This window comes from Pantoea sp. PGP6 (assembly GCF_053474785.1).
This window is the reverse complement of record NZ_JBQBMA010000001.1, coordinates 469,927-489,082: the sequence shown is the minus strand read 5'-3', so window position 1 is coordinate 489,082 and position 19,156 is coordinate 469,927. Positions and strand designations below refer to the sequence as shown.

15 protein-coding genes, 3 tRNA genes and 4 rRNA genes are annotated in these 19,156 nt (G+C 54.1%); 9 read left to right on the top strand and 13 right to left on the bottom strand.

Going from position 1 to position 19,156, the window contains the following annotated elements:
- Positions 1–86 precede the first annotated feature (86 nt).
- The 4 genes from ACLIBF_RS02375 (at position 87) to ACLIBF_RS02360 (ending at position 4,246) form a co-directional block, all read left to right on the top strand.
- The gene (locus ACLIBF_RS02375) at positions 87–1,112 is read left to right on the top strand and encodes an amino acid ABC transporter substrate-binding protein (protein ID WP_031375134.1); all 1,026 of its coding nucleotides are present in this window, start codon (positions 87–89) and stop codon (positions 1,110–1,112) included.
- Between the two features lie 69 nt (positions 1,113–1,181).
- Positions 1,182–2,360, top strand: coding sequence for an amino acid ABC transporter permease (locus ACLIBF_RS02370; RefSeq protein WP_069729019.1), 1,179 nt, complete (start codon positions 1,182–1,184; stop codon positions 2,358–2,360).
- A gap of 15 nt (positions 2,361–2,375) precedes the next feature.
- Positions 2,376–3,476 carry an amino acid ABC transporter permease gene (locus tag ACLIBF_RS02365; protein ID WP_069729018.1) on the top strand — a complete coding sequence of 367 codons (1,101 nt, stop codon included), beginning with the start codon at positions 2,376–2,378 and terminating at the stop codon, positions 3,474–3,476.
- Positions 3,477–3,484: 8 nt separating this feature from the next.
- Positions 3,485–4,246: an amino acid ABC transporter ATP-binding protein gene (locus ACLIBF_RS02360; protein WP_031375137.1), complete on the top strand. Its 762-nt coding sequence runs from the start codon at positions 3,485–3,487 to the stop codon at positions 4,244–4,246.
- 168 nt (positions 4,247–4,414) lie between these two features.
- Here ACLIBF_RS02360 and rrf (ACLIBF_RS02355) read toward each other — a convergent pair.
- From rrf (ACLIBF_RS02355) to ACLIBF_RS02325, 7 genes are all read right to left on the bottom strand, one after another.
- Positions 4,415–4,530, bottom strand: a 5S ribosomal RNA gene (rrf, locus tag ACLIBF_RS02355).
- A 33-nt stretch (positions 4,531–4,563) separates the two neighbouring features.
- A tRNA-Thr gene (locus ACLIBF_RS02350) sits at positions 4,564–4,639 on the bottom strand.
- 14 nt (positions 4,640–4,653) lie between these two features.
- Positions 4,654–4,769: ribosomal RNA gene (gene rrf / locus ACLIBF_RS02345) — 5S ribosomal RNA — on the bottom strand.
- Between the two features lie 198 nt (positions 4,770–4,967).
- Positions 4,968–7,873: ribosomal RNA gene (locus ACLIBF_RS02340) — 23S ribosomal RNA — on the bottom strand.
- A gap of 210 nt (positions 7,874–8,083) precedes the next feature.
- Positions 8,084–8,159: transfer RNA gene (locus ACLIBF_RS02335), tRNA-Ala, on the bottom strand.
- A gap of 142 nt (positions 8,160–8,301) precedes the next feature.
- Positions 8,302–8,378, bottom strand: a tRNA-Ile gene (locus ACLIBF_RS02330).
- A 73-nt stretch (positions 8,379–8,451) separates the two neighbouring features.
- Positions 8,452–9,991: ribosomal RNA gene (locus tag ACLIBF_RS02325) — 16S ribosomal RNA — on the bottom strand.
- The 16S, 23S and 5S rRNA genes sit together here with 3 tRNA genes alongside, the layout of an rRNA operon.
- Positions 9,992–10,482: 491 nt before the next feature.
- Between ACLIBF_RS02325 and ACLIBF_RS02320 the strand changes: the two genes are divergently transcribed.
- Positions 10,483–11,037, top strand: a complete 555-nt coding sequence (locus tag ACLIBF_RS02320) for a gamma carbonic anhydrase family protein (RefSeq protein ID WP_031377658.1) — start codon at positions 10,483–10,485, stop codon at positions 11,035–11,037.
- Here the strand turns inward: ACLIBF_RS02320 and ACLIBF_RS02315 are convergent.
- From ACLIBF_RS02315 to dprA, 6 genes are read right to left on the bottom strand one after another with little or no spacing between them, the layout of a single operon-like run.
- Positions 11,004–11,261, bottom strand: coding sequence for a DUF1488 family protein (locus tag ACLIBF_RS02315; RefSeq protein WP_279810840.1), 258 nt, complete (start codon positions 11,259–11,261; stop codon positions 11,004–11,006). The two genes, ACLIBF_RS02320 and ACLIBF_RS02315, sit on opposite strands and share 34 nt — an antisense overlap.
- On the bottom strand, positions 11,258–12,076 hold the full coding sequence (gene aroE, locus ACLIBF_RS02310) for a shikimate dehydrogenase (protein ID WP_031377656.1): 819 nt from the start codon (positions 12,074–12,076) through the stop codon (positions 11,258–11,260). The genes ACLIBF_RS02315 and aroE overlap by 4 nt, the downstream gene beginning before the upstream one ends.
- Positions 12,077–12,079: 3 nt before the next feature.
- Positions 12,080–12,652 (bottom strand): L-threonylcarbamoyladenylate synthase type 1 TsaC, encoded by a 573-nt coding sequence (gene tsaC, locus ACLIBF_RS02305; protein WP_046289655.1) that lies wholly within the window; start codon positions 12,650–12,652, stop codon positions 12,080–12,082.
- Between the two features lie 6 nt (positions 12,653–12,658).
- Positions 12,659–13,204: a DNA topoisomerase family protein gene (locus ACLIBF_RS02300; protein ID WP_089562545.1), complete on the bottom strand. Its 546-nt coding sequence runs from the start codon at positions 13,202–13,204 to the stop codon at positions 12,659–12,661.
- 24 nt (positions 13,205–13,228) lie between these two features.
- Positions 13,229–13,702, bottom strand: coding sequence for a DUF494 family protein Smg (gene smg / locus ACLIBF_RS02295; RefSeq protein ID WP_069729811.1), 474 nt, complete (start codon positions 13,700–13,702; stop codon positions 13,229–13,231).
- On the bottom strand, positions 13,674–14,789 hold the full coding sequence (dprA, locus tag ACLIBF_RS02290; RefSeq protein WP_069729812.1) for a DNA-protecting protein DprA: 1,116 nt from the start codon (positions 14,787–14,789) through the stop codon (positions 13,674–13,676). The genes smg and dprA overlap by 29 nt, the downstream gene beginning before the upstream one ends.
- A gap of 115 nt (positions 14,790–14,904) precedes the next feature.
- Between dprA and def the strand changes: the two genes are divergently transcribed.
- The 4 genes from def to trkA are packed head-to-tail and all read left to right on the top strand — an operon-like array spanning position 14,905 to position 19,128.
- Positions 14,905–15,417, top strand: a complete 513-nt coding sequence (def, locus tag ACLIBF_RS02285; RefSeq protein WP_069729813.1) for a peptide deformylase — start codon at positions 14,905–14,907, stop codon at positions 15,415–15,417.
- Positions 15,418–15,437: 20 nt separating this feature from the next.
- Positions 15,438–16,382: a methionyl-tRNA formyltransferase gene (gene fmt, locus ACLIBF_RS02280; protein WP_069729814.1), complete on the top strand. Its 945-nt coding sequence runs from the start codon at positions 15,438–15,440 to the stop codon at positions 16,380–16,382.
- 49 nt (positions 16,383–16,431) lie between these two features.
- A complete protein-coding gene (gene rsmB / locus ACLIBF_RS02275; protein WP_279810851.1) occupies positions 16,432–17,733 on the top strand; it encodes a 16S rRNA (cytosine(967)-C(5))-methyltransferase RsmB in 1,302 nt (433 codons plus the stop codon).
- 18 nt (positions 17,734–17,751) lie between these two features.
- Positions 17,752–19,128, top strand: a complete 1,377-nt coding sequence (gene trkA, locus ACLIBF_RS02270) for a Trk system potassium transporter TrkA (RefSeq protein ID WP_031376666.1) — start codon at positions 17,752–17,754, stop codon at positions 19,126–19,128.
- The last annotated feature ends 28 nt before the right edge of the window (positions 19,129–19,156 follow it).

Sequence of the window (19,156 nt, the reverse complement as noted above, 5' to 3'; positions counted from 1 at the left end):
TGAATGGCTGACCGCCACAGACAGGAAAAACGCACATTAAAGTGCGCAAACATAACAACATGATTCTCCTCCACACAGGATGCTTTATGAAAAAGATGATGCTCTCTACGCTGGTTGCTGCGGCCTCGCTGTTGGCCGTTGCTCAGCAGGCTCACGCCGGCACGACGCTGGATGCGATAAAGAAGAAAGGCTTTGTCCAATGCGGTATCAGTGATGGCTTACCTGGCTTCTCCTATGCAGATGCCAGCGGCAAATTTACCGGTATCGACGTTGACGTCTGCCGCGCGGCGGCCGCAGCCGTGTTTGGCGATGCGACCAAAGTGAAATATACCCCGCTGACAGCCAAAGAGCGTTTCACTGCGCTGCAATCCGGCGAAGTCGACATCCTGTCGCGCAATACCACCTGGACCTCCTCACGTGATGGCGGCATGGGTTTCCTGTTTGCGGGCGTCAACTATTACGACGGCATTGGCTTCCTGACTCACCAGAAAGCCGGGCTGAAAAGTGCTAAAGAGCTGGACGGTGCCACCGTCTGTATTCAGGCAGGTACCGATACCGAACTGAACGTGGCTGACTTCTTCAAAGCCAATAAGATGCAGTACACGCCGGTGACTTTTGACCGCTCTGACGAGTCCGCCAAGGCGCTGGACAGCGGTCGCTGCGATACGCTGGCCTCTGACCAGTCTCAGCTCTATGCGTTACGCATTAAACTGGGCAAACCTGATGAATTTATCGTGCTGCCGGAAGTGATCTCAAAAGAGCCGCTGGGCCCGGTAGTCCGTCGCGGTGATGATGACTGGTTCACCATCGTTAAATGGTCGCTCTACGCCATGCTGAACGCTGAAGAGATGGGCATTTCATCGAAAAATGTTGATCAGATGACCGCCAAACCAACCACGCCAGATATGGCACACCTGCTGGGTGCTGAAGGTGATTTTGGTAAGGATCTGAAGCTGGACAATAAGTGGGCCTACAACATCATCAAGCAAGTGGGCAACTATCAGGAAAGCTTTGATCGTAACGTCGGTAAAGACAGCGCCCTGAAGATCGCTCGCGGTCAGAATGCGTTGTGGAACCAGGGCGGCATTCAATACGCACCGCCAGTACGTTAAGTCTCCCTCGCCAATCGGGCACCGTATTCTGCGGTGCCCTACCCCAGCTTTCGTTACTGAGGTTTCAACATGTCACAACGCCCAACCGTGAAAAGGGATTTTTCATTCGGTAATCCCACGGTTCGCGCCTGGCTTTATCAGTTAATAGCGATAGTCGCGGTGCTTGGTGTGGTGGGTTATCTGGTTCATAACACCATTATTAACCTGGCTAACCGCGGTATCACCTCCGGGTTTGGATTTCTTGAGCGCACTGCCGGTTTCGGTATCGTTCAGCATTTGATTGATTACACCGAGGGAGATACCTACGCCCGCGTGTTTATGGTCGGATTAACCAACACCCTGCTGGTCTCTGCGCTCTGTATCGTTTTTGCTTCTATTCTCGGTTTCGCTATTGGTCTGGCGCGCCTTTCCGACAACTGGCTGCTGCGGAAACTCTCGAATATCTATATCGAAACCTTCCGTAATATTCCGCCGCTGCTGCAGATCTTCTTCTGGTACTTTGCGGTGTTACGCAATCTGCCGGGCCCGCGTCAGGCACTGAATGCCTTTGACCTGGCATATGTCAGCAATCGTGGCTTATACGTCCCGTGGCCAACCTATGCGCCCGGTAGCTGGCCGTTTGTGATCGCGCTGCTGCTGGCGATAGCCGCCAGCTATGGGCTGTACCGCTTTAACCGTAAGCATCAGTTGAAAACCGGCCAGCTGCGTCGCTCGTGGCCGGCGGCTATCGCGATGCTGATTCTGTTCCCGCTGATTGCGCATCTTGGTTTTGGCGCGGCGACCCACTGGGACGTGCCACAGCTACGCGGTTTTAACTTCCGCGGAGGCTCGGTGATGATTCCTGAGCTGGCGGCGCTGACCCTGGCCTTGTCGATCTATACCTCGTCATTTATTGCTGAGGTGATTCGCTCAGGAATTCAGTCGGTGCCGTACGGGCAGCATGAGGCCGCCCGATCGCTGGGCCTGCCTAATCCGGTGACCTTGCGACAGGTGATTATCCCGCAGGCGATGCGTGTGATCATTCCTCCGCTGACCAGCCAGTATCTGAACATCGTGAAAAACTCCTCACTGGCTGCCGCCATCGGGTATCCCGATATGGTGTCGCTGTTTGCCGGGTCGGTACTCAATCAGACCGGACAGGCGATTGAGACCATTGCTATCACCATGGGCGTTTATCTGATTATCAGCCTGCTGATTTCACTGCTAATGAACCTCTACAACCGCAAAATCGCGCTGGTTGAGCGTTAAGAGAACGGGATGACTATGTCTGTTACTACACATGAAACGCCCCCCGTCCCGACGAATCTGGCGAGTCGCGCCTGGCGTTGGGCGCGTAAGAATTTATTCTCCAGCTGGTTTAATTCCCTGCTCACGCTGTTTTGCATCTGGGTCATCTGGCACGTGATTCCGCCTGCGCTGAACTGGCTGATCTTTCAGGCTAACTGGTTCGGTACTACCCGAGCCGACTGCACCAAAGAAGGTGCCTGTTGGGTGTTTATCCATGCCCGTTTCGGTCAGTTCATGTATGGACTCTATCCGCATGAACTGCGCTGGCGAATTAACCTGGCGCTGGTGATTGGGCTGCTGTCGATCGTTCCGATGTTTATTAAAAGCCTGCCGTATCGTGGACGCTACATCGCGCTCTGGGTGGTCGTTTATCCGGTGATTGTCTGGTTGCTGCTGTATGGCGGTTATCTGGGACTGGATCGGGTCGAAACCCGTCAGTGGGGTGGATTAACCCTGACGCTAATTATCGCTTCGGTCGGGATTGCCGGCGCCCTGCCGCTGGGGATTTTACTGGCGCTGGGACGTCGTTCAAAGATGCCGGTGGTGCGTACGCTGTCGATTATCTTCATCGAGTTCTGGCGCGGCGTTCCCCTGATCACCGTGCTGTTTATGTCATCGGTGATGCTGCCGCTGTTTATGGCTGAAGGCACCACCATCGACAAACTGGTACGTGCGCTGGTTGGGGTGATTTTATTCCAGTCCGCCTATGTCGCTGAAGTGGTGCGGGGTGGCTTGCAGGCGCTGCCGAAAGGTCAGTATGAGGCCGCCGAGTCACTGGCGCTGGGCTACTGGAAGACGCAGATGCTGGTAATTCTGCCGCAGGCCCTCAAGATGACCATCCCGGGTCTGGTGAATACCATCATTGCGCTATTTAAAGATACCAGCCTGGTGATCATCATCGGCCTGTTCGATCTGTTCAGCAGCGTCCAGCAGGCTACCGTCGATCCGACGTGGCTGGGCATGTCGACCGAAGGTTATGTCTTTGCCGCGCTGGTCTATTGGATTTTCTGTTTTAGCATGTCGCGCTACAGCCAGTATCTGGAAAAGCGCTTTCACACCGGGCGTAAATCGCACTGAGGTTTTACATGACACACTCTATGACACACTCTTCCGACGCGTTGATGATTTCGCTTGAGAACGTGAATAAATGGTACGGGCAGTTTCACGTACTGAAAGACATCAACCTGCAGGTTAAACCCCGCGAGCGCATCGTGCTGTGTGGCCCATCGGGCTCCGGTAAATCGACCACTATTCGCTGCATAAACCATCTTGAAGAGCATCAGCAGGGACGCATTGTCGTCGATGGTATTCATCTGAATGATGATGTGCGCAACATTGAGCGGGTTCGTACCGAAGTAGGCATGGTCTTCCAGCACTTTAATCTGTTTCCGCATCTGACCGTGTTACAGAACTGTACGCTGGCCCCTTCCTGGGTCAGAAAGATCCCGAAGAAAGAGGCCGATGAGCTGGCGATGCATTATCTGCAGCGAGTGCGTATTGCCGAGCATGCGCACAAGTTTCCTGGCCAGCTCTCCGGTGGTCAGCAGCAGCGTGTAGCCATTGCCCGATCGCTCTGCATGAAGCCAAAAATTATGCTGTTCGATGAACCGACGTCAGCGCTCGATCCTGAGATGGTGAAGGAAGTGCTGGATACCATGATCGGCCTGGCTGAAGATGGTATGACCATGCTGTGCGTTACTCACGAAATGGGCTTTGCCCGCACCGTTGCCGACCGGGTGATCTTTATGGATCGGGGTGAGATCGTTGAAGTAGCGCCACCGCAGGAGTTCTTCGCTCATCCTAAATCAGAACGTACCCGTGCCTTCCTGTCGCAGGTGATTCACTGATTTAGCGTGCAAGCTCTTATCACCCGGCTTGGTGCCGGGTTTTTTATTGCCGGCAAAACAGGCTCTTGCTGAATGCGGTGGTTAGCAGCGGGGAAAGAGGAGGAATTCTGGCGGTTGCCACAACGAAAAAAGCCCTTCGCATACGCGAAGGGCTTTCTCTTATTTGATGCCTGGCAGTTCCCTACTCTCGCATGGGGAGACCCCACACTACCATCGGCGCTACGGCGTTTCACTTCTGAGTTCGGCATGGGGTCAGGTGGGACCACCGCGCTACAGCCGCCAGGCAAATTCTTTATTTACCGAACTCATGTCTTAACTGGTGCTGATACCCAGAGTCGAACTGGGGACCTCACCCTTACCAAGGGTGCGCTCTACCAACTGAGCCATATCAGCACACTAAATTTGATGCCTGGCAGTTCCCTACTCTCGCATGGGGAGACCCCACACTACCATCGGCGCTACGGCGTTTCACTTCTGAGTTCGGCATGGGGTCAGGTGGGACCACCGCGCTACAGCCGCCAGGCAAATCTTGGTGCACGAAACGAATCTTTTACGCCGTGACCGCGTTGCCATCGCTCGGCCACACCGGTCACATACTTCAGTATGCTCCCGCTGACGTCCTCGCTCTGCGCCTTGTCACGCCGCAAAATCTTTCGTTTCCGCTAATTTTTATCCGGTACAGGCTGAAAATTGTGTCTCTCAAAAACGCCTCTGGCGTTGTAAGGTTAAGCCTCACGGGTCATTAGTACCGGTTAGCTCAACGCATCGCTGCGCTTACACATCCGGCCTATCAACGTCGTCGTCTTCAACGTCCCTTCAGGACCCTTAAAGGGTCAGGGAGAACTCATCTCGGGGCAAGTTTCGTGCTTAGATGCTTTCAGCACTTATCTTTTCCGCACTTAGCTACCGGGCAATGCCATTGGCATGACAACCCGAACACCAGTGGTGCGTTCACTCCGGTCCTCTCGTACTAGGAGCAACCCCCCTCAATTCTCCAGCGCCCACGGCAGATAGGGACCGAACTGTCTCACGACGTTCTAAACCCAGCTCGCGTACCACTTTAAACGGCGAACAGCCGTACCCTTGGGACCTACTTCAGCCCCAGGATGTGATGAGCCGACATCGAGGTGCCAAACACCGCCGTCGATATGAACTCTTGGGCGGTATCAGCCTGTTATCCCCGGAGTACCTTTTATCCGTTGAGCGATGGCCCTTCCATTCAGAACCACCGGATCACTATGACCTGCTTTCGCACCTGCTCGAGCCGTCACTCTCGCAGTCAAGCCAGCTTATGCCATTGCACTAACCTCACGATGTCCGACCGTGATTAGCTGACCTTCGTGCTCCTCCGTTACGCTTTAGGAGGAGACCGCCCCAGTCAAACTACCCACCAGACACTGTCCGCACCCCGGATAACGGGGCCACGTTAGAACATCAAACATTAAAGGGTGGTATTTCAAGGTTGGCTCCACGCGGACTGGCGTCCGCGCTTCAAAGCCTCCCACCTATCCTACACATCAAGGCTCAATGTTCAGTGTCAAGCTGTAGTAAAGGTTCACGGGGTCTTTCCGTCTTGCCGCGGGTACACTGCATCTTCACAGCGAGTTCAATTTCACTGAGTCTCGGGTGGAGACAGCCTGGCCATCATTACGCCATTCGTGCAGGTCGGAACTTACCCGACAAGGAATTTCGCTACCTTAGGACCGTTATAGTTACGGCCGCCGTTTACCGGGGCTTCGATCAAGAGCTTCTCCTTACGGATAACCCCATCAATTAACCTTCCGGCACCGGGCAGGCGTCACACCGTATACGTCCACTTTCGTGTTTGCACAGTGCTGTGTTTTTAATAAACAGTTGCAGCCAGCTGGTATCTTCGACTGGCTTCGGCTCGGGGAGCAAGTCCCTCCACCTACGCGCCAGCGTGCCTTCTCCCGAAGTTACGGCACCATTTTGCCTAGTTCCTTCACCCGAGTTCTCTCAAGCGCCTTGGTATTCTCTACCTGACCACCTGTGTCGGTTTGGGGTACGATTTTGTGTTACCTGATGCTTAGAGGCTTTTCCTGGAAGCAGGGCATTTATCACTTCAGCACCGTAGTGCCTCGTCGTCACGCCTCAGTGTAAAGTGAACCGGATTTGCCTGGAACACACACCTACACGCTTAAACCGGGACAACCGTCGCCCGGCTGATATAGCCTTCTCCGTCCCCCCTTCGCAGTAACACCAAGTACAGGAATATTAACCTGTTTCCCATCGACTACGCCTTTCGGCCTCGCCTTAGGGGTCGACTCACCCTGCTCCGATTAACGTTGAACAGGAACCCTTGGTCTTCCGGCGAGCGGGCTTTTCACCCGCTTTATCGTTACTTATGTCAGCATTCGCACTTCTGATACCTCCAGCATGCCTCACAGCACACCTTCGACGGCTTACAGAACGCTCCCCTACCCAACAACACATAGTGTCGCTGCCGCAGCTTCGGTGCATGGTTTAGCCCCGTTACATCTTCCGCGCAGGCCGACTCGACCAGTGAGCTATTACGCTTTCTTTAAATGATGGCTGCTTCTAAGCCAACATCCTGGCTGTCTGTGCCTTCCCACATCGTTTCCCACTTAACCATGACTTTGGGACCTTAGCTGGCGGTCTGGGTTGTTTCCCTCTTCACGACGGACGTTAGCACCCGCCGTGTGTCTCCCGTGATAACATTCTTCGGTATTCGCAGTTTGCATCGGGTTGGTAAGCCGGGATGGCCCCCTAGCCGAAACAGTGCTCTACCCCCGAAGATGAGTTCACGAGGCGCTACCTAAATAGCTTTCGGGGAGAACCAGCTATCTCCCGGTTTGATTGGCCTTTCACCCCCAGCCACAGGTCATCCGCTAATTTTTCAACATTAGTCGGTTCGGTCCTCCAGTTAGTGTTACCCAACCTTCAACCTGCCCATGGCTAGATCACCGGGTTTCGGGTCTATACCCTGCAACTTAACGCCCAGTTAAGACTCGGTTTCCCTGCGGCTCCCCTATACGGTTAACCTTGCTACAGAATATAAGTCGCTGACCCATTATACAAAAGGTACGCAGTCACCCCCATAAAGAAGGCTCCCACTGCTTGTACGTACACGGTTTCAGGTTCTGTTTCACTCCCCTCGCCGGGGTTCTTTTCGCCTTTCCCTCACGGTACTGGTTCACTATCGGTCAGTCAGGAGTATTTAGCCTTGGAGGATGGTCCCCCCATATTCAGACAGGATACCACGTGTCCCGCCTTACTCATCGAGCTCACAGAATGTGTGTTTTTGTGTACGGGAGTATCACCCTGTACCCTGCGACTTTCCAGACGCTTCCACTAACACACAAGCTGATTCAGGCTCTGGGCTGCTCCCCGTTCGCTCGCCGCTACTGGGGGAATCTCGGTTGATTTCTTTTCCTCGGGGTACTTAGATGTTTCAGTTCCCCCGGTTCGCCTTGCAGCACTATGTATTCATGCTGCAATGATGCACTGAGTGCACCGGGTTTCCCCATTCGGACATCGACGGCTGTAGCGGTTCATATCACCTTACCGTCGCTTTACGCAGATTAGCACGTCCTTCATCGCCTCTGACTGCCAGGGCATCCACCGTGTACGCTTAGTCGCTTAACCTCACAACCCACAGGCGTTTTTCAGCGCTGCGTGTTGCAAGCATTTGAGAGACTCGAACATGTCGTGGCTTTCATTCTTATTACGGAGAATGAAAACGACATGTCGTTTCAATTTTCAGCTTGTTCCGGATTGTTAAAGAGCATAATACTTCGCAGCACACCGTTGCCGGTACGCTCTGAAGTATTTTTCAGAAAAAACAGTTAAACGGTATGGTGGAGCTAAGCGGGATCGAACCGCTGACCTCCTGCGTGCAAGGCAGGCGCTCTCCCAGCTGAGCTATAGCCCCATACAGTTACTGCAGAGACCACTACTACCACTCAACCGAGTACATTCCGTAAGAAATGCAATTCGTGCTCAGGCAAGGCATGTTTTCGCGCAGCATAGTGAACTATGCGAGCCGGAAACATAACGCAGCATGAGTACGAATTTGGTAGGCCTGAGTGGACTTGAACCACCGACCTCACCCTTATCAGGGGTGCGCTCTAACCACCTGAGCTACAAGCCTGTAGAGGTTTTTTCTGCTCGTTACTTTTTATCAGACAATCTGTGTGGACACTGCGCCGGAAGGTATCTTCAGGTAAGGAGGTGATCCAACCGCAGGTTCCCCTACGGTTACCTTGTTACGACTTCACCCCAGTCATGAATCACAAAGTGGTAAGCGCCCTCCCGAAGGTTAAGCTACCTACTTCTTTTGCAACCCACTCCCATGGTGTGACGGGCGGTGTGTACAAGGCCCGGGAACGTATTCACCGTGGCATTCTGATCCACGATTACTAGCGATTCCGACTTCACGGAGTCGAGTTGCAGACTCCGATCCGGACTACGACGCACTTTGTGAGGTCCGCTTGCTCTCGCGAGGTCGCTTCTCTTTGTATGCGCCATTGTAGCACGTGTGTAGCCCTACTCGTAAGGGCCATGATGACTTGACGTCATCCCCACCTTCCTCCGGTTTATCACCGGCAGTCTCCTTTGAGTTCCCGACCGAATCGCTGGCAACAAAGGATAAGGGTTGCGCTCGTTGCGGGACTTAACCCAACATTTCACAACACGAGCTGACGACAGCCATGCAGCACCTGTCTCAGCGTTCCCGAAGGCACCAAGGCATCTCTGCCAAGTTCGCTGGATGTCAAGAGTAGGTAAGGTTCTTCGCGTTGCATCGAATTAAACCACATGCTCCACCGCTTGTGCGGGCCCCCGTCAATTCATTTGAGTTTTAACCTTGCGGCCGTACTCCCCAGGCGGTCGACTTAACGCGTTAGCTCCGGAAGCCACTCCTCAAGGGAACAACCTCCAAGTCGACATCGTTTACGGCGTGGACTACCAGGGTATCTAATCCTGTTTGCTCCCCACGCTTTCGCACCTGAGCGTCAGTCTTCGTCCAGGGGGCCGCCTTCGCCACCGGTATTCCTCCAGATCTCTACGCATTTCACCGCTACACCTGGAATTCTACCCCCCTCTACGAGACTCAAGCCTGCCAGTTTCAAATGCAGTTCCCAGGTTAAGCCCGGGGATTTCACATCTGACTTAACAGACCGCCTGCGTGCGCTTTACGCCCAGTAATTCCGATTAACGCTTGCACCCTCCGTATTACCGCGGCTGCTGGCACGGAGTTAGCCGGTGCTTCTTCTGCGGGTAACGTCAATCGACGCGGTTATTAACCACATCGCCTTCCTCCCCGCTGAAAGTACTTTACAACCCGAAGGCCTTCTTCATACACGCGGCATGGCTGCATCAGGCTTGCGCCCATTGTGCAATATTCCCCACTGCTGCCTCCCGTAGGAGTCTGGACCGTGTCTCAGTTCCAGTGTGGCTGGTCATCCTCTCAGACCAGCTAGGGATCGTCGCCTAGGTGGGCCATTACCCCGCCTACTAGCTAATCCCATCTGGGTTCATCCGATAGTGAGAGGCCCGAAGGTCCCCCTCTTTGGTCTTGCGACGTTATGCGGTATTAGCCACCGTTTCCAGTGGTTATCCCCCTCTATCGGGCAGATCCCCAGACATTACTCACCCGTCCGCCACTCGTCACCCAAGAGCAAGCTCTCTGTGCTACCGTCCGACTTGCATGTGTTAGGCCTGCCGCCAGCGTTCAATCTGAGCCATGATCAAACTCTTCAATTTAAGTTTGATTTGCTTAAACACGTTAAGCGGTGCTCATCTGTAAAACGTCATAATGAATTTCATTATGTGTTCACTCGTGAGACTTGATATTTTTTACGTCCGGAGACGCTGATATCAATCCTGCGAGTGCCCACACAGATTGTCTGATAAATTGTTAAAGAGCAGTGCGAACAGTGCGTTAGCGTCCTGTCGCGAGGAGGCGTATATTACGCTTTCCTCCCTCAGAGTCAACCTCTTTTTCAGAAGCTTTTCTCCGGCGGCGCAGTCTCCTGTGCCTCTCAACCCGGCGGCCGGTAAGCCGGTGTTCCGTGTCGATGGAGGCGCATTATAGGGATCCCGCTTCATAGCACAACCCTTTTTTTGGATCTTTTTTCTGAGTGGTTATAAATAATCCAGATTGGTGAGATCGCCAGCGATCCAAGCCAGAATAGGCTTGTCAGCTGCCTGAAATCGCATCAGGCTGCAATGAATTCAGCATAAAGGAGAACATGATGACTTCCCCCCTTCGCCCGTATAAACATCTCTTCCCGCAAACCGGCCAGCGCGTTATGGTCGATCCAAGTAGTGTCGTCGTCGGTGACGTCATTATGGAAGATGATGTCAGTATCTGGCCGCTGGTCGCGATTCGCGGCGACGTGAACCAGGTTCGCATTGGTGCCCGTAGCAATATTCAGGATGGCAGCGTACTGCACGTTACCCATAAGTCGGCGTCCAACCCGCAAGGCTTTCCGCTTATTATTGGCCAGGAAGTCACGGTAGGACATAAAGCGATGCTGCACGGCTGCACCATTGGCGATCGTGTACTGATCGGCATGGGGTCAATCCTGCTGGATGGTGTAATAGTAGAAGAAGAGGTGATGATTGGTGCCGGAAGTCTGGTGCCGCCGGGTAAACGACTGGAGAGCGGCTATCTATACCTCGGCAGTCCGGTCAGGCAAGTCCGCCCGCTCAATGAGCAGGAAAAAGAAGGGTTACGCTACTCGGCCAGCAACTATGTCAGCTGGAAAAATGATTACCTTGGCGCAGACAACCAGACCCAGCCCTGAGTATCGATCTCGTCCTGACGGATAGCCGCTTCGGCTTCCTCTTCCAAATCCCAGCGATGGTGCTGAAACAGCGCCATCGCTTCTCCCTCACCAAAGCGGGATCTTAATGCCTCAAGGCCGATGGCACAGGTCAGCCGCATGCCGTTAACCAGCACCGGAAAACAGATGGCCTGTTGTGCTGCGTCATAATGCTCATCATCGGGAAACTGGATTGCCTGATTCATGACTGCATGGCCTGCTTCAACTGCGCAATCACCGGGGTAATTTCTGGCATCACGCCATGCCATAGATGAAAGGCATGCGCCGCCTGGCCCACCAGCATACCTAATCCATCCGCCAGATGGCGTGCACCCTGCGTCTGGCACCACTGCAGGAAAGGCGTCAGCCCGCGTTGGTAGAACATGTCATAACAGCGCAGTTCAGAATGAATAAGTGTCACAGGCAGAGGCGGCGTTTTGCCGTCTACGCCGCTCGACGTTGCATTGATCACCAGATCAAAGGTTTTGCCTGCCAGCTGCTCAAAGCCACATGTAGCAATTGCGCCGCTTTGCCGGAACAGCTCTGCCAGCTCTTCGGCCCGGGCAGCGGTACGGTTGACGATGGTAATCGTGACCCCGGCTGACAGTAGCGGCAGGATCACGCCGCGGGCTGCCCCGCCTGCCCCCACCAGCAATACATTATCACCGGGTTTGATCATCGCCAGCCGCTGAAGATCGCTCAGTAAGCCAATGCCATCGGTATTATCACCAAAGATCTGACCGTCGCTGAGTTTCTTCACGGTATTCACTGCACCCGAACGGGCAGCACGATCGCTGAGCTGATCGGCAAGCTCCCACGCCTGCTGCTTGAAAGGGAGAGTGACATTCGCGCCTTGCCCTCCCTGTTCAAAAAATGCAGTCAGCGCCTGCGGAAATCCCTCCAGTGGCGCGCAGATCCGCCCATAACGGTGCTCTATCCCCGTCTGTTCGGCAAAAGCCCGATGAATTAACGGTGATTTGCTGTGGTTGATGGGATTACCGAAAACGGCGAATTGGTCCATGAGTTAGCCCTGACGTATGAGTTCGCCGCTGATGACATCGCGGATTTCTGAGGGATTCTGCCGTCCACCGGTTTTACCCGATAAGACCGGAAAATCATCCCCAAACTGGCGCTTAACCTCTTCGACCGTGCGGCACGGAGGCTGGCCTGAAAGATTGGCACTGGTTGAAACCAGCGGTTTACCAAACGCGCGGCAAAGCGCCTGCACATCGGGATGATCGCTGACGCGAATAGCCAGAGAATCAAATTGCCCGGTTAACCAGCGTGGCGTCTGCGGTGGAACCGGCACCACAAAGGTCACCGGGCCCGGCCAGCAGGCGAACATCCGTTCACGCTGAATCACCGAAAGTTCGCGATCGGAGATATAGGGTTCGAGCTGCGAATAATCAGCAGCAATCAGGATCAGCCCTTTTTCGACCGGACGCTGTTTCAGCGCCAGCAATGCCATAACGGCAGACTCGCTGTCTGGATCGCAGCCCAGCCCAAACACCGCTTCAGTCGGATAGGCGATAACGGCCTGGCGGTTTAGTTGACCTACACAATGCTCAAGTGAGCCGGCGAGATGTTGATTATCCATAATGTCTTAGTTCTCTTCAGCGATGGCTTTGCCACAACTCTTACTGGCACAAAAGCGTTTAACGCCCTGCGCCGTCTTCTTTTCTACTAATAGCGGAAACTGGCAATAGGGGCAGGCGCCAGCCACGGGCGTCAGGTTCACCGCAAACTGGCAAGCCGGATAGCGATCGCAGGAATGAAAAGTTTTGCCGTAGCGTGAACGTCGCTGGACCAGCTTACCTTGCTGGCATTGCGGGCACGCCAGCGTGGTTTCATCCGGTTTATCGATGGTTTCGGTGTAACCGCATTCCGGGTAGTGGCTGCAGCCGATAAACATGCCAAAGCGCCCCTGCCGCAATACTTTATCCGCACCGCAGTCCGGACAGGCATGACCTTCCAGCACTTTGACTACGTGTCCGTCCGCCTGACTCTTCAGGGGCCGGATATAGTCACATGCAGGGTAGTTCGCGCAGCCCAAAAAAGGGCCGTGTTTACCGGAGCGTATAACCAGTTCTGCCCCGCAAGCGGGGCAGGGATCCTGTTTACGCACGGTGAAGAGTGCAGCTTTACTCATAACGATGAATGCATGAAAGGAAATTTAATGGAGCATACCTTCATTGACGTCGAATAGCAGTTCTTCCATTTGCTGATAAGCATTTTCACATCCAGGGATGTTAAACAACACCATCAGCACCACCCATTTGAGATCCTCTAAGTCAAACTCAGGGGTATCCAGCGCCATGACGCGTTCGATGACCATTTCGCGCGTTTCCAGACTCAGCACCTGAATTTGTTCCAGGAAAAGCAGGAAACCACGGCTTTCAGCATCTAAACGGTTGCTCTCTTCATCGGTATAGATGCGCATAGAGAGCGGATCATTTGCCAGCAAAATTGGCGCAACCAGCCCTTCCTGATAGTCGGCCAACCTTTCTAACCAGTTCAACGCGCTGTAAATATCTTCACGATGAAACCCGGCATCCGTCAAGTCATCTGTCAATCTGTCCTGATCAACACCCATTTCTGCTTCGTTGTGGATATATGTCTCAAACAAGTACATGAGTACGTCGAACATGGCATGCCCTCCTCAATCGGACATAGCCGCCGGGTACAGCTGCGATCCATCCTGCTAACTCCAGTTCCAGCAACTGAGCTGAGATAACTGGCACAGGTTGGCCGGCACGTTCAGCGACAACGTCAACAGGTGTAACATCATCACCTACGTTAGCCAACACATCAGCAAATGGCAATGGAGCAACGTCACTGACATCAGAATAAATTTGGTCTGATTGTGTAACCGGCAACCAGTTCAGCGCGCTCGCCAGATCTTCCAGGATGTTATTCGGATGAGCCACCAGCAGCGCACCCTGCTGAATCAGCCAGTTAACCCCCTCACTCAACGGATTGCCCAATGCGCCCGGCAGTGCGTAGACATTGCGGTTCTGTTCCAGTGCATAACGGGCGGTAACCAGTGAGCCGCTCTTCAGCGACGCTTCAACCACCAGCACGCCGAGGCTTAAACCGCTAATGATACGATTACGGCGCGGAAAATTGTGTGGATGGGGAATGGTGGTCAGCGGAAACTCTGAGATAAGCGCGCCGCCCTGCTCAACAATCTCGCCGGCCAGCCGCAGGTGACTCTTCGGATAGAGGTGCTGAAGACCACTGCCTAACACCGCCATCGTTTTGCCACCAACGTTAAGGGCCGCCTGATGTGCCACACCGTCAATACCGCGAGCCAGGCCGCTGGTAATGGTAAGACCACTCAGCGCCAGCTGCTGGGCAAACCAGTCGCACCAGTAACGACCATAGTGCGACCCATTACGACTGCCCACCACGGCAAGCTGAGGATTATTCAGTACCACAGGATCACCCTGGACATACAGCAACGGCGGAAAGCGTGCGGTTTCCATTAACCGGACAGGATAACCGGCATCCAGAGCGGTGAGCAGATGGTGATGGTGACTGCTTGCCAGCCAGTGTCGGATCTCATCTACCTGCTTTTCGGGCAGCGCCTGGTACTGCTGGCGTTGCGCGGCATCCAGTCCGGCCAGCATCAGATCGTCACCCGCAGCGCCCAGTTGATGGGCCATCTCAACCCAGCGTCTGCCGGTCATTCCGCTGACCGCGGCCAGCCGTACGTAGCGTGCTATTTTGTCCATCTCTGGCTCCCTGATCCCGCTTGCTTCCTGCCGCAGAATGCTGTCAATCAGCCCTCAAAAAGTCTACAATATGAGGTAGTAATCTTTTCTTAACCGAATACAGATCTGGATATTTATGTCAGTTTTGCAGGTATTACATTTCCCTGACGAGCGCCTTCGCAAAATCGCTGCGCCCGTCAAAGAAGTTAACGCAGACGTTCAGCGTATCGTTGATGATATGTTCGAGACCATGTACGCCGAAGAAGGTATCGGTCTGGCCGCTACTCAGGTGGACATCCATCAGCGCATCATCGTTATCGATGTTTCTGAAAGTCGTGAAGAGCGTTTGGTATTGATCAACCCTGAACTGCTGGAAAAAAGCGGCGAAACCGGTATCGAAGAGGGTTGTCTCTCTATCCCTGAACAGCGTGCCTTTGTGCCGCGTGCGGAACGGGTAAAAGTTCGTGCGCTGGATCGTGACGGCAACAGTTTTGAACTGGAAGCCAGCGATCTGCTGGCCATTTGCATCCAGCATGAGATCGATCATCTGGAGGGCAAACTGTTTATTGATTATCTGTCGCCATTAAAACGCCAGCGAATCAAAACAAAGTTAGAGAAGCTGGCGCGCCAGAACGCGCAGGCTTCCTGAGCATCTAAGAAGGGATAAACGTGTCTGCCCCGCTAAAAATTATCTTTGCTGGCACACCTGACTTTGCAGCGCGTCATCTTGACGCGCTGCTTGCTTCTGAGCATCAGGTAGTTGGCGTATTCACGCAGCCCGACCGACCCGCAGGTCGCGGTAACAAGTTAACGCCCGGCCCGGTTAAAACGCTGGCGCTGGCGCATGATATTCCGGTTTATCAACCCCGGTCATTGCGACCTGAAGAGAACCAACAGCTGGTCGCCGATTTACAGGCCGATGTGATGGTTGTAGTGGCATACGGGCTGATTTTACCGAAAGCGGTGCTCGATATGCCGCGTCTCGGCTGTATCAATGTGCATGGTTCCCTGCTGCCGCGCTGGCGTGGCGCAGCGCCGATTCAGCGTGCGCTCTGGGCTGGTGACAGCGAAACCGGTATCACCATCATGCAGATGGATGTGGGCTTAGATACCGGTGATATGCTGCATAAACTGACCTGCCCGATCACCGCTCAGGATACCAGCGCGACACTGTACGACAAGCTGGCGCAACTCGGACCGCAGGGCTTGCTTGATACGCTGAGCTTACTCGCCAGCCAGCAGGCTGTGCCCGAAAAGCAGGATGATTCACTCGCTAATTACGCTGAGAAGCTGAGTAAAGAAGAGGCACGTCTGGACTGGACGCTGCCGGCCGAACAGCTCGAACGCTGTATCCGGGCATTTAACCCCTGGCCGATGAGCTTCTTCACGGTTGATGACCAGCCGGTTAAAGTCTGGCAGGCCAGCGTATTGCCCCACAGCGATCATCAGCCCGGTGAAATCATCCGAGCTGATAAGCATGGCATCCAGGTGGCTACCGCTCAGGGTGTGCTTAATCTGTTGCAGTTACAGCCCGCCGGTAAAAAACCGATGTCGGCTCAGGATCTTCTCAACTCGCGCCGGGAATGGTTTGAAGCTGGAACCCTTCTGGACTGACTCTCTGGCCCGGTCATGCACCGGGCTTTTTGTTTGATGACAAAACCCTATGAATAAATCAACCAACCTGCGTAGCCTCTGCGCTCAGCTCATTGAACGCGTTGTCGATAAGGGCGAATCGCTTAATACGGCGCTACCGGCGGCGCAGAAAAAACTCTCCGACAAAGACAGCGCCTTAGTGCAGGAGATTTGCTTTGGCGTGTTACGTACGCTGCCACAGCTTGAAGCCTTAATCGGTAAGCTGATGGAACGTCCGCTTACTGGTAAACAGCGTGTTTTGCACTATCTGATAATGGTCGGCCTCTATCAGCTGGAATATACCCGCGTTCCTGCTCACGCGGCGCTGGCTGAAACGGTTGCCGGTGCTGAGGTTCTGAAACGTACCAGCCTGAAAGGATTGCTGAACGGTGTTTTGCGTCAGTATCAGCGTCAGAGAGAAGAGTTGCTTGCCAGTATTCAGGATGGTCCGCAACGTTATCTTCATCCGGGCTGGCTGTTAAAGCGGTTACAGCATGCCTGGCCGGAACAGTGGCAGCAGATCGTAGAAGCAAACAACCTTCGTCCACCGATGTGGTTGCGCGTCAACCGTCAGCATCACCACCGTGACGGATGGCTGGCAATGCTGACCGACAGCGGTAAACATGCGCATCCCGCCGCAGATGCACCGGATGCGCTGCGTCTTGAATCACCCGCGCCGGTCAGCCAGTTACCCGGCTTCGACCAGGGCTGGGTGACCGTTCAGGATTTATCAGCCCAGCGTTGCGCGTTACTGCTGGAGCCGCAGGATGGCGAGCAGATTCTTGATCTGTGCGCTGCGCCTGGCGGCAAAACAACCCACATTCTGGAAGTGGCTCCCAAGGCTCAGGTACTGGCAGTCGATGTGGATGCGCAGCGCCTTAAACGCGTGAATGAAAATCTTCAGCGTCTGGGTATGAAAGCTGAAGTGAAGCAGGGCGATGGACGCACCCCACAACAGTGGTGCGGCGAACGCCAGTTTGATCGTATTCTGCTGGATGCACCCTGCTCGGCAACCGGCGTCGTTCGTCGTCATCCGGATATTAAGTGGCTGCGTCGCGATCGCGACATCGCTGAACTGGCGAAGCTGCAAAGCGAAATTCTGGATGCGGTCTGGCCACTTCTCAAACCTGGCGGCACCCTGCTATACGCCACCTGTTCGATCCTGCCGGAAGAGAATCATCAGCAAATTGAAGCCTTTTTGCAGCGTCAGTCCGATGCTGAAGCACAACCGCTGCAGGATGCGCCGGCCAGTGGCTGGCAGGTCTTTCCTGAGGCTGAAGGCGGAGATGGTTTCTTCTACGCTAAGCTGTTAAAAAAACCGGATGCTAATTGATATGAGCGTTGATGAGCGATGAAAATAATCATTCTGGGTGCAGGACAGGTCGGCGGGACGCTGGCAGAAAACCTGGTCGGTGAAAACAACGATATCACCGTGGTCGATACCGACGCATCGCGCTTACGTCATCTGCAGGATAAGTTCGACCTGCGCGTGGTGCAGGGTCATGGTTCGCATCCGCGGATATTGCGTGAGGCGGGCGCGGAAGATGCCGACATGCTGGTCGCCGTGACCAATTCCGATGAAACCAACATGATCGCCTGCCAGATCGCCTACTCACTTTTCAATACGCCTAACCGTATCGCCCGGATCCGCGCCGCAGACTATCTGCGCGATGCGGATAAACTGTTTATTCCTGAGGCGGTCCCTATCGATCATTTGATTTCACCCGAACAATTAGTGATCGATAATATTTACCGTCTGATCCAGTATCCTGGTGCGTTACAGGTCGTGAATTTTGCTGAAGGCAAAGTCAGCCTGGCGGTGGTCAAAGCCTATTATGGCGGGCCGCTGGTTGGTAATCCGCTCTCAATTATGCGTGAGCACATGCCGCACATCGATACGCGTGTAGCCGCCATTTTTCGTCAGGATCGGCCTATTCGTCCGCAAGGCTCCACCATTGTTGAAGCGGGCGACGAAGTGTTTTTCATCGCCGCCAGCCAGAATATTCGAGCGGTGATGAGTGAAATGCAGCGACTGGAGAAGCCGTACAAACGCATCATGCTGGTGGGCGGCGGCAATATTGGTTTTGGTCTGGCGCAGCGGCTGGAGAAAAATTACAGCGTTAAGCTGATTGAACGTAATCCACAGCGCGCCGCAGAACTGGCGGAGCATCTGCAGGACACCATCGTCTTTTATGGTGATGCGTCAGATCAGGAGCTGCTGGCTGAAGAACATGTTGAGCAGGTTGATCTGTTCATTGCCGTCACTAATGACGATGAGGCCAACATCATGTCCGCCATGCTGGCGAAAAAGATGGGGGCCAAAAAAGTGATGGTGCTGATTCAGCGCCGCGCCTATGTCGACCTGGTGCAGGGCAGCGTGATCGATATTGCGATTTCGCCACAGCAGGCCACTATTTCAGCCTTGCTGGGCCACGTGCGTAAAGCTGATATCGTTGGCGTCTCTTCACTACGACGGGGCATCGCCGAAGCGATCGAGGCGATTGCACACGGTGACGAAACCACCTCACGCGTGGTCGGCCGCTCAATTGATGACATCAAATTGCCGCCTGGCACCATCATTGGTGCCGTAGTACGCGGCGATGATGTGATGATTGCCAACGACAACCTGCGCATTGAGCAAGGCGATCATGTCATCATGTTCCTGACCGACAAGAAGTTTGTTTCAGATGTGGAGCGCCTGTTCCAGCCGAGTCCGTTTTTCCTGTAACGGCAGCGTAATCATTGATGAATTAACC

Bases quoted from the DNA above. Each gene is read 5' to 3' on its own strand.
- ACLIBF_RS02375 (WP_031375134.1), top strand. From the start codon at position 87: ATGAAAAAGATGATGCTCTCTACGCTGGTTGCTGCGGCCTCGCTGTTG.
- ACLIBF_RS02315 (WP_279810840.1), bottom strand. From the start codon at position 11,261: ATGAATCAGGCAATCCAGTTTCCCGATGATGAGCATTATGACGCAGCA.
- rsmB (WP_279810851.1), top strand. From the start codon at position 16,432: ATGAATAAATCAACCAACCTGCGTAGCCTCTGCGCTCAGCTCATTGAA.
- dprA (WP_069729812.1), bottom strand. From the start codon at position 14,789: ATGGACAAAATAGCACGCTACGTACGGCTGGCCGCGGTCAGCGGAATG.
- def (WP_069729813.1), top strand. From the start codon at position 14,905: ATGTCAGTTTTGCAGGTATTACATTTCCCTGACGAGCGCCTTCGCAAA.
- ACLIBF_RS02370 (WP_069729019.1), top strand. From the start codon at position 1,182: ATGTCACAACGCCCAACCGTGAAAAGGGATTTTTCATTCGGTAATCCC.
- aroE (WP_031377656.1), bottom strand. From the start codon at position 12,076: ATGGACCAATTCGCCGTTTTCGGTAATCCCATCAACCACAGCAAATCA.
- smg (WP_069729811.1), bottom strand. From the start codon at position 13,702: ATGTTCGACGTACTCATGTACTTGTTTGAGACATATATCCACAACGAA.
- tsaC (WP_046289655.1), bottom strand. From the start codon at position 12,652: ATGGATAATCAACATCTCGCCGGCTCACTTGAGCATTGTGTAGGTCAA.
- ACLIBF_RS02365 (WP_069729018.1), top strand. From the start codon at position 2,376: ATGTCTGTTACTACACATGAAACGCCCCCCGTCCCGACGAATCTGGCG.
- ACLIBF_RS02360 (WP_031375137.1), top strand. From the start codon at position 3,485: ATGACACACTCTATGACACACTCTTCCGACGCGTTGATGATTTCGCTT.
- trkA (WP_031376666.1), top strand. From the start codon at position 17,752: ATGAAAATAATCATTCTGGGTGCAGGACAGGTCGGCGGGACGCTGGCA.
- ACLIBF_RS02300 (WP_089562545.1), bottom strand. From the start codon at position 13,204: ATGAGTAAAGCTGCACTCTTCACCGTGCGTAAACAGGATCCCTGCCCC.
- ACLIBF_RS02320 (WP_031377658.1), top strand. From the start codon at position 10,483: ATGACTTCCCCCCTTCGCCCGTATAAACATCTCTTCCCGCAAACCGGC.